The sequence below is a fragment of the Phenylobacterium sp. genome, from assembly GCF_036821595.1.
Lineage (GTDB): Bacteria > Pseudomonadota > Alphaproteobacteria > Caulobacterales > Caulobacteraceae > Phenylobacterium.
The window spans coordinates 1-3,810 of sequence record NZ_DAISJG010000136.1; the positions used below are offsets into that span (position 1 = coordinate 1).

Annotated in this window: 3 protein-coding genes; 2 read left to right on the forward strand and 1 reads right to left on the reverse strand. The window is 71.7% G+C overall.

What is annotated here, in order from left to right; all coding sequences use genetic code 11:
- Positions 1-177 precede the first annotated feature (177 nt).
- The gene (gene rlmB / locus V7Z97_RS19700) at positions 178-975 is read left to right on the forward strand and encodes a 23S rRNA (guanosine(2251)-2'-O)-methyltransferase RlmB (RefSeq protein ID WP_334165219.1); all 798 of its coding nucleotides are present in this window, start codon (positions 178-180) and stop codon (positions 973-975) included.
- A 39-nt stretch (positions 976-1,014) separates the two neighbouring features.
- Complete coding sequence (locus V7Z97_RS19705) at positions 1,015-1,749, forward strand: TerC family protein (protein WP_334165222.1); 735 nt, start codon at positions 1,015-1,017, stop codon at positions 1,747-1,749.
- A gap of 153 nt (positions 1,750-1,902) precedes the next feature.
- Here the strand turns inward: V7Z97_RS19705 and metG are convergent, their stop codons facing one another.
- Entirely contained in the window at positions 1,903-3,714 is a 1,812-nt protein-coding gene (gene metG, locus V7Z97_RS19710) for a methionine--tRNA ligase (protein WP_334165225.1), read from the reverse strand.
- Between the last annotated feature and the right edge of the window lie 96 nt (positions 3,715-3,810).

Here is a 3,810-nt window from a genome sequence, read left to right on the forward strand (position 1 = left end):
GCGGATTTACAGTCCGCCCCCTTTGCCACTCGGGACATTCCCCCGCGCGCTCGGAGCCACGTTGAGAGCCTCGAACAAAAGCCTTCCGCCAAGGATGCGAGGAGCTTTAAGAGCGCCGAACGCAACGTCCTGGAGCAGGCTTCCCGTCCGGGGCCCCAATTTGGAGCGCGTCTTATAGTGGCCTCGCACCCCGAACGCAACGACGCCCGGAAAGGGAAAAAACGCCCGCCCCAGAACCGCTTCCAGCGGCGGTCCGACGGGCCGTCCGAAGACTGGATCTGGGGGTGGCACGCGGTGGAGGCGGCGCTGGCCAATCCGGCCCGCGGCGCGCCGCAGCGGCTGCTGGTCACCCCGGAGCGGGCCCGGCAGATCGAGGCGCGATTCGGCCGCCTCGCCGGCCTCGAGACCGCCGACAACCAGCTGATCGCCCAGAACCTGCCGCAGGGCGCGGTGCACCAGGGCGTGGCCCTGCGCGCGGCGCCGCTGGAGCCGGCCGACCTCGCCGACCTGGAGGCGAAGCCCGGCGCGGTCCTGCTGATGCTGGACCAGGTCACCGACCCGCAGAACGTCGGCGCGATCCTGCGCTCGGCGGCGGCGTTCGGGGCGGCCGGCGTGATCCTGCAGGACCGCCACGCCCCGCGCTTCACCGGCGCGCTGGCCAAGGCCGCGGCCGGGGCCCTGGAGAAGATCCCGGTGGCCCGGGTGGTCAACCTCTCCCGGGCGCTGGAGGAGCTGGCCGAGCTCGGCTGGCGCGCCGTGGGCCTGACCGGCGCGGCGGAGCAGGACCTGGCGGACGCCCTCGACGGCGCCCCCACGGTGCTGGTCCTGGGGTCCGAGGGCGAGGGCATGCGCCGGCTGGTGGCCGAGCACTGCGACGCGCTCGCCCGGATCCCCATGCCGGGCGGCTTCGAGAGCCTCAACGTCTCGGCCGCCGCCGCCGTGGCGCTCTACGAGGCGTCGCGCCCGAGGACCTGAACAGTTGCAGCCCGCGCGCGGCTGACGCATTGAGGCCGGATGTTCGAAGAGCTGTTCAGCCCGGGCGCGCTGTCCGCCCTCCTCCAGGTCCTGATGATCGACCTCGTGCTCGCGGGCGACAACGCCGTCGCCGTGGGCCTGGCCGCGGGCGCCCTGCCGCCGGCGCAGCGGCGCAAGGCGATCCTCTACGGCCTGATCGCCGCGGTCGTGCTGCGGATCGGCTTCGCGCTGATCACCACCCAGCTCCTGGGCATCGTCGGCCTGCTGTTCGCCGGCGGCCTCCTGCTGCTCTGGGTCTGCTGGAAGATGTGGCGCGAGCTGCGCCACCAGGCCGAGCCGGAGGAGGCCGCCGCCGAGGCGGTGCTGGACGCCGACCCGACCACCGAGCCCTCGGGCGCGGTGACCAAGCGCCAGCCCAAGTCGTTCCGGGACGCCTTCATCCAGATCCTGATCGCCGACGTCTCCATGTCGCTGGACAACGTCCTGGCGGTGGCCGGCGCGGCGCGCGAGCACCCGGGCATCCTGGTGTTCGGCCTGCTGCTCTCCATCGCGCTGATGGGCGTGGCGGCGAGCTGGATCGCCCGGCTGCTGCACAAGTACCGCTGGATCGGCTACGTCGGCCTGATCATCGTGCTCTACGTGGCCCTGCACATGATGTGGGAGGGCCACCGGACCGCGGTCGTCGACCTCAACCAGACGCCGGCCTACAACGCCTTCATGCCCGACATGCTGGACATCGGGCCGGAGGAAGAGGCGATGCACCGGGCGCACTAGGCCCGCCGGCCACCCTCATCCACGTCGACATGGACGAGGGGTCAGGCGTGGCTGGCCGGGGGTGCGGCTGGACGGGGGTTCACGCTGGAAAGACCGGCCCCGAGGGTCTCACGGACCCCCGCCCGGCGCCAAGGAATCGCGCGGCGAAACCGCTCAGGCCGCCTCGGCCCCGCCGAACCGGGCGACCCATTCGGCGACCTGGGCGTCCTCGACCTTGCGGAACAGCACCTCGGGCGCCTGCACGCGGCGGCCGGGCTCGAGCGTGCGCAGCAGCCCCTCCCCGTCCAGCGCCGGCCAGCGGCCCGGGAACCCCTCCCCCACCGCGAGCGCAATCTTCTCGGCGGCGAAGGGGATGAAGGGCTCGGACACCTTCGCGAACAGGGCCACGAGGTTGAGGCCATAGCGCACGGCCACGGCGGCGCGGTCGCGATCGGTCTTGATCGCCGTCCAGGGCGCGGCCTCGGTGAGGTACTGGTTGCCCAGGACCCAGAGCTGGCGGAGCGCCGTCGACGCCTTGCGGAACTCCCGGTCCTCCAGGTGGCCGGTGAGCTCGCGCAGCTTGGCCAGCACCTCGTCCTCCAGCCTCGCCTCCAGCGGCCCCGGCTCCCCGCCCTCGGGGACCACGCCGTCGAAGCGGTTCTCGGTGAACTTCAGGATGCGGTTGACGAAGTTGCCCAGGACGTCGGCCAGGTCGGCGTTCACCTGCGCCTGGAACTGCTCCCAGGTGAAGGTGGCGTCGGAGGTCTCCGGCGTGTTGGCGGTGATCCACCAGCGCCAGTAGTCGGCCGGCAGCAGCTCCAGCGCATGGTCCATGAACACCCCGCGCTTCAGCGAGGTGGAGAACTTGCCGCCGTAGTAGTCGAGCCAGTTGAAGCCCTTGAGCTGGTCGACCAGCTTCCAGGGGCGCGCCTCCACCGTGGTCCAGGTGCCGTCGGCGGCCAGCCGCTCGTTCACCCCGATCAGGGTGCAGGGGAAGCCCACGGTGTGGAAGGGCACGTTGTCCTTGCCCATGAACTCCACATAGGTGACGTCCGAAGCCTCTTCGCCGCGCCACCAGCGCTCCCACTCGGCGTCTTGCGCCGGCCCGCGGCCGGCCTCCTGGGCGCGGGCCTCGGCCCACTCCCAGGTGGCGGCGATGTATTCGATGGGCGCGTCGAACCAGACGTAGAACACCTTGCCCGCAAGGCCCTCGATGTCCGGGGTCTTCCCCTCCGGGTTCGGGCCCCATTCGAAGGCGTTGACCGGCACGCCCCACTCGAGGTCGCGGGTGATGCCGCGGTCCTGCAGGCCCTCGTCCAGCCACTTCAGCGCGATGGAGGTGACGAGGTTGGGCCAGGACGACCGCTTGGCCTCGATCCACTGGCGCAGCTTCCCGGCGAACAGGCTCTGGCGCAGGAACAGGTGCTTCGACCCGCGGATCTCGATGTCCTCGGAGCCCGAGACCGCCGAGCGGGGCTTCAGGAGGTCGGCCGGGTCCAGCACCCGGGTGCAGTTCTCGCACTGGTCGCCGCGGGCCGCCTCGTAGCCGCAGTGCGGGCAGGTGCCGATCACGTAGCGGTCGGGCAGGAAGCGCTTGTCGGCGTTGGAATAGACCTGCTGGGTCACCCGCTCCTCGATGAAGCCGGCCTCCCACAGCGTCTGGGCGAAGCGCTGGGTGAGCCGGTGGTTCTGCGGCGAGGACGAGCGGCCGAAGTGGTCGCAGGACAGGCCGAAGGCGCGGCCGAGGTCGTGCTGCACCCGGTGCTGCTCGGCGCAGAACGAGGCCGGGTCCTGGCCGAGCTCGGCGGCGGCCAGCTCGGTCGGCGTGCCGTGCTCGTCGGTGGCGCAGATGTAGAGCGTCTCGCGGCCGCGGGCCCGCTGGAAGCGGGCGTAGACGTCGGCCGGCAGCATCGAGCCCGCCAGCGTCCCCAGGTGCTTGATCCCGTTGATGTAGGGCAGAGCGGACGTGATCAGGATGCGGGACATGACGCCTTCGGGAGAGTTGCGCCGGCCGACCGGGCCGACGCGGGCTTATAGGCCGCGCGAGATGGCCTGCGAAGCGCGGCTTGGCAAGGTGGGGGG

Excerpts from the sequence above, each read along its gene's own strand:
- V7Z97_RS19705 (WP_334165222.1), top strand. The coding sequence starts at position 1,015 with ATGTTCGAAGAGCTGTTCAGCCCGGGCGCGCTGTCCGCCCTCCTCCAG.
- metG (WP_334165225.1), bottom strand. The coding sequence starts at position 3,714 with ATGTCCCGCATCCTGATCACGTCCGCTCTGCCCTACATCAACGGGATC.